At 62.6% G+C, this 5447-nt stretch carries 7 protein-coding genes; 6 read left to right on the top strand and 1 reads right to left on the bottom strand.

The window, feature by feature from the left end:
* Both ACGVJ8_RS01055 and menB read left to right on the top strand, forming a co-directional pair.
* A partial coding sequence (locus ACGVJ8_RS01055) for a thiamine pyrophosphate-dependent enzyme (protein ID WP_392345086.1) occupies nt 1–315 on the top strand: 315 nt, incomplete at its 5' end.
* A gap of 5 nt (nt 316–320) precedes the next feature.
* A complete protein-coding gene (gene menB / locus ACGVJ8_RS01060; protein WP_392345087.1) occupies nt 321–1190 on the top strand; it encodes a 1,4-dihydroxy-2-naphthoyl-CoA synthase in 870 nt (289 codons plus the stop codon).
* A gap of 98 nt (nt 1191–1288) precedes the next feature.
* On the opposite strand, the gene ACGVJ8_RS01065 is transcribed toward menB, so the two are convergent.
* On the bottom strand, nt 1289–1564 hold the full coding sequence (locus ACGVJ8_RS01065) for a hypothetical protein (protein WP_392345088.1): 276 nt from the start codon (nt 1562–1564) through the stop codon (nt 1289–1291).
* A 68-nt stretch (nt 1565–1632) separates the two neighbouring features.
* On the opposite strand from ACGVJ8_RS01065, the gene ACGVJ8_RS01070 reads away from it, so the two are divergent.
* The 4 genes from ACGVJ8_RS01070 to murF all read left to right on the top strand — a co-directional run.
* Entirely contained in the window at nt 1633–1740 is a 108-nt protein-coding gene (locus ACGVJ8_RS01070; protein WP_392345089.1) for a L,D-transpeptidase family protein, read from the top strand.
* 55 nt (nt 1741–1795) lie between these two features.
* Entirely contained in the window at nt 1796–3331 is a 1536-nt protein-coding gene (gene glgA / locus ACGVJ8_RS01075) for a glycogen synthase GlgA (protein ID WP_392345090.1), read from the top strand.
* Between the two features lie 2 nt (nt 3332–3333).
* Entirely contained in the window at nt 3334–4119 is a 786-nt protein-coding gene (locus ACGVJ8_RS01080; RefSeq protein ID WP_392345091.1) for a hypothetical protein, read from the top strand.
* On the top strand, nt 4116–5447 hold a 1332-nt coding region (gene murF / locus ACGVJ8_RS01085), incomplete at its 3' end, for a UDP-N-acetylmuramoyl-tripeptide--D-alanyl-D-alanine ligase (protein ID WP_392345092.1). The genes ACGVJ8_RS01080 and murF, both read left to right, overlap by 4 nt.

Raw genomic sequence — 5447 nt, forward strand, 5'->3', positions numbered from 1 at the left:
GCAGCACCTCCACCACTGCTGGTGCTGCTGATCGACAACGGTGGCGGCGGCATTTTTCAGCAGTTGCCCATTGCCACACCGGGCTTCGAATCGCTCTTTGCCATGCCCCAGCAGGTGGATCCCCTGGCCCTGGCGGCGGCCCATGGTGTGTCTGGTCGCCAGGTGGCCTGTTTGGAGGATCTACAGGAGGCCTTGGCCTGGGGCTTGTCGCAGCAACAGCCGGTGTTATTGCGGTTGTGCAGCGACCGCGGTCGTGACGCCGCCCTGCGTCAGCAGCTGCGCGCCGCTGCTCAGAATGAACGCACCGAGTTCTGAACCCGATGAGTGACATGCGTCAGGTGCTGCCCGGTGCGCCAACCGCGCAATGGACACCGTGGGGCAGCTACCAGGACATCCTTGTGGACCGTTGCACGGACGGCTTGGCTCGCGTGGCCATCAACCGCCCCGCCAAGCGCAACGCCTTCCGCCCGCAAACGGTGATGGAGCTCTGTGATGCCTTCACGCGCATTCGGGATGACCGCGATATCGGTGTGGTGCTTTTCACCGGCGTTGGCCCAGCCTCCGATGGTGGTTTTGCTTTCTGTTCCGGCGGTGATCAAAGTGTTCGTGGCGATGGTGGTTACGTGGGTGAGGACGGCCTGCCGCGCTTGAACGTGCTGGATCTGCAGCGCATCATCCGCAGCCTGCCCAAGGTTGTGATCGCTTTGGTGGCGGGCTACGCCATGGGTGGCGGCCAGGTGCTGCACCTGCTCTGCGACCTCAGCCTTGCCGCCGACAACGCCGTGTTTGGCCAGACCGGACCCAAGGTCGGCAGCTTTGACGGTGGCTTTGGTGCGGGCTACCTGGCGCGGGTGGTCGGCCAGCGCAAGGCCCGTGAAATCTGGTTCCTTTGCCGCCGTTATGGCGCCCAGGAGGCGTTGGAGATGGGCCTCGTTAATGCTGTGGTGCCGTTGGAGCAGCTGGAGGCGGAGGGGGTGCGTTGGGCTAGGGAGGTGTTGCAGCACAGCCCTACGGCCATCCGTTGCCTCAAGGCCGCATTCAATGCCGAAACCGATGGCCTCGCCGGACTGCAGGAGTTGGCCGGCAATGCAACCCATCTCTTTTATCGAACTGAAGAAGCCGTGGAAGGCCGCAATGCCTTCCTTGAGAAGCGGTCTCCAGATTTTTCCGAGATAGGTTGGTTACCATGACGGGAATGCTCCCTCTCCCTCCGCCAGAACCGCTGGCCCTCCTGCAGGCGGCGACGACGGATTCTGTGACGGCAGGCCTGGCCTCATTGCCTTAGGATCTACGCCGCCAGAACAGTCGCCGTGTGGTGATGCTGCGCGGCCGTCGCCGGGTGTTTCTGCTCGACAACGGCAAGCTGCACAATGCCTTCCCGGTGGCCATCGGCATGCCCGGGTAGGAGACCTCCACCGGATGCTTTGAATTGCTGCAGAAGATCCCCAATCCCGTGTGGGTGCATCCGGCGAGTGGCGAGCGGGTGGAGGAGCAAGGGCCCGACAACCCCTTGGGCAGCCACTGGATTGCCTTCCATCGCGGTTGCCTCGGCCGTGATGCCCATGAGGCGATGCCTGGATCACGATCAAGGGATGCACCACCACGGGGTTTCATGGCACCCCCCACCGCTGGATGGTGGGACGGGCTGTCTCCCATGGCTACGTGCGGCTTTACAACAAGGATGTGCGTGCCCTGTATCGCCAGGTGTCGCTTGGAACTCAGGTGACGGTTCTTCCCTGACGGAACAGATTCCTAAATTCCCCCTAAAGTCGCCGCGCCAACGCTGATCTGAGACATGCGCATCCTCTTCGCTGCAGCGGAATGCGCCCCGATGATCAAGGTTGGAGGGATGGGCGATGTTGTTGGCTCTTTGCCCCTGGCATTGACCAAGCTCGGCCACGACGTGCGCCTGATCATGCCGGGCTACTCCAAGCTCTGGAGCCGCCTCAACGTGCCGGCGGAGCCGATCTGGCGGGCCCAGACCATGGGCACTGAATTCGCCGTCTATGAAACGAAGCATCCCACCAATGGAATGACGATCTACCTGGTGGGTCACCCGGTGTTCGACCCGGAGCGCATCTACGGCGGCGACGACGAGGACTGGCGCTTCACCTTCTTCGCCAGTGCTGCTGCCGAATTCTCCTGGAACGTCTGGAAGCCCCAGGTGCTGCACTGCCATGACTGGCATACCGGGATGATCCCGGTGTGGATGTATCAGGACCCGGAAATCAGCACGGTGTTCACCATCCACAACCTCAAGTACCAGGGTCCCTGGCGCTGGAAGCTCGATCGGATGACCTGGTGCCCCTGGTACATGCAGGGGGATCACACCATGGCCGCTGCGCTGCTGTACGCCGATCGCGTCAATGCGGTGTCGCCCACATACGCCCAGGAAATCCGCACGGCGGAATACGGCGAAAAGCTGGAGGGTCTGCTCAACTTCATCTCGGGCAAGCTGCGCGGCATCCTCAACGGCATCGATTTGGATGCATGGGACCCAGCCACCGATCGCTCCCTGCCGGCGAACTTCAGCGCCGACGATCTCTCCGGCAAGGCAGTGTGCAAGAAGGTGCTCCAGGAGCGGATGGGGCTGGAGGTGCGGGAGGATGCATTCGTACTCGGCATGGTCAGTCGTCTTGTCGACCAGAAGGGAGTTGATCTGCTGCTGCAGGTGGCTGATCGCCTGTTGGCCTACACCGACACCCAGATCGTTGTGCTGGGAACAGGTGACCGGGGGCTGGAATCCGGACTCTGGCAACTCGCATCCCGTCACCCGGGCAAGTGCGCCGTCTTCCTCACTTACGACGACGACCTGTCGCGGTTGATCTACGGCGGCAGCGATGCCTTCCTGATGCCCAGCCAGTTTGAGCCATGTGGCATCAGCCAGCTCTACGCCATGCGCTACGGCTCAGTGCCCGTGGTTCGCAAGGTTGGTGGTCTCGTTGACACAGTTCCACCCCACATCCCCGCTGCCGACAGCGGTACAGGCTTCTGCTTCGATCGCTTTGAACCGGTCGACTTCTACACAGCTCTGGTGCGGGCCTGGGAAGCCTTCCGCCATCGTGACAGCTGGGTCGAGCTGCAGAAACGCGGCATGAATCAGGACTACAGCTGGGATCGTTCTGCGGTCGATTACGACCTCATGTACAGGGACGTTTGTGGCATCAAGGAACCCACGCCGGATGCTGCCCTGGTGGAACAGTTCTCTCAAGGTCAGGCTGCTAATCCCTCCCGTTCCGAGAGGCAGACTGAAGAGGCCAGGGTTCCTGCTGAGGTGACCTCCATCGGCCGGAATCCCCTGAACCGTCTCTTCGGTCGTCGATCCAGTTGAGTTTGAGCGAGCCTGCCCGATCCGACTCCCCCCCTGAGGCTCGATCTGAGCCCCAGAGCGGGGAGCCATCGGGCAATCTTCCGGCTCCTTACGTCAGTCCCTGGCAGGAGTTCGGGCGCAACCTGCAGGCGATGGCCGCCGATGTTCGGCTCAGGGGCCAGGAACTCTGGCGCCGCAATCGGGAGGGCGAGCTTTCGGTCCCAGGCTTCTGGCCCCGGGATCTCGCCCCCAGCTTCTGGCCGCTGCTGCTGGTGTTGCTGCTTCTGCTGCCGCTGGCTGGGGTCCGCTTCTGGCAGGACCATGCCCCCCCTGCCCCGCGTCCGGAGCCGGTCGAGGTGCAGCGGACGTCTCCCCTTGAGCTCCCCGTGCCGGAGCTGATCCCAGCACCACAGCCCATGGCGGAGGAGCCATCACCCATGCCGGAAGCTGTGGATGCTGAGCTGGCCTTGGAGCCATCGGAGCCGTTGGAGACGGAGGAGCCCCTCCAACCCCAACTCAGTTTCGATCCTCTCTTCAAGCTGTTTCAAGACACGGCCGTCCCCGAAGGACTGCTCTGTTCAGCCACGCCCGTTCCGGAGCAGGACCGCTTGCTGTTGGAGTTGTCTGTTGACGTTTGGGAGCAGTTGCCGATCGATCAGCGCCAGGCTCTCGCCTCCAGCTGGCTTGAGTCGGCGTTTGAGCTGGATTACGCCAGTCTTCAGTTGGTCAATGAACAGGGCGATCTGCTTGGGCGGTCGGCTCGGGTTGGCGGCGGCATGATCCTGTTTGACCTCGGGTTGCTGGGATGACCCTGACGCTGCGTCAGCTGATTGATGCCTGGGGAACCCCCCAGGGCGGCAGGTTTGAACCCGATGCCCTGGTGGGACGGGTGTGCACAGACAGCCGCCAGCTTCAGGCAGGTGATTTTTTTGTCCCCCTGGTAGGGGAACGCTTCGATGGTCATCACTTCCTCGACCAACTGCCTGAATGCAAGGTCCAGGCTGCTGTTGTGAGCCGCAACTGGGCCGAATCGCTGCCGCCGGAACTACTGCATTGGCGGGTGGACGACACACTGCTGGCCTATCAACAGTTGGCTTTGCTGCATCGCCGTGCCCTGGGCAAGCCTCTGGTGGCGGTGACGGGTTCAGCGGGCAAAACCACAACCCGAGAGTTGATTCGAGCGGCATTGGCTCCGCTGGGATCGATTCAGGCCAGTGAAGGCAACAACAACAACGACGTTGGGGTTCCGCTCACCGTTCTGGGCGCCACCGCAGCTGATGCAGCCTTGGTGATTGAAATGGGCATGCGGGGCCCTGGGGAGATCGAGCGTCTCTCCCGCTGCGCGGAGCCAGATCTGGCGGTGATCACCAACATCGGAACGGCCCATATCGGTCGTCTGGGCAGCCGTGAGGCGATTGCAGCGGCCAAATGTGAGATCACCGCTGGGCTGAATGCCAAGGGAACCGTGGTGATTCCCGCCGGTGATCCCCTGCTGGAATCTGCGTTGGCGGCGGTCTGGTCCGGTCGCGTGCTGCGCGTGCGCCTGGCTGACGATCCCGAGGTCGAATCTGATCTGATGAGTGCTGATCTGATCGGAGCCATTGACGGCGACCAGTTGCTGATCAATGCGGATCGTCTCCAGCTTCAGTTGGAAGGGCGCCACAACGCCCGCAATCTGCTCTTGACCGTGGCTGTTGCTGACCAATTGGGCGTGTCTCGCAAGGCATTGCAAGGCATGCAGGTGACGGTGCCGGGCGGATGCAACCGCCGCCTGCAGCAGGGTGGTTTGACACTCCTCGATGAGACCTACAACGCCTCCCCCGAGGCGGTGTTAGCGGCTCTTGAGCTCTTGGCTGCGCAACCGGGGCGACGTTTTGCCGTGCTGGGCACCATGCTGGAACTCGGTGACCGCAGCCTTGCTCTGCATCAAGAGATTGCCGCCCGGGCAGTGCAGCTCGGCCTGGATGGCCTGGTGTTGGTGGATGGCGGTGCGGAGGGCAAGGCGATGGCTGAAGTGGCCGCATCCCTGCCCCACCTGCAGCTGGTCTCGAATCCGGAAGACGCCGCAACACCCTTGGCAGCCTGGCTGGAATCCGGTGATATTCTACTGCTCAAGGCAAGCCGCGGTGTTGCTCTG

The organism is Parasynechococcus sp. (assembly GCF_042954245.1).
Lineage (GTDB): Bacteria > Cyanobacteriota > Cyanobacteriia > PCC-6307 > Cyanobiaceae > Parasynechococcus.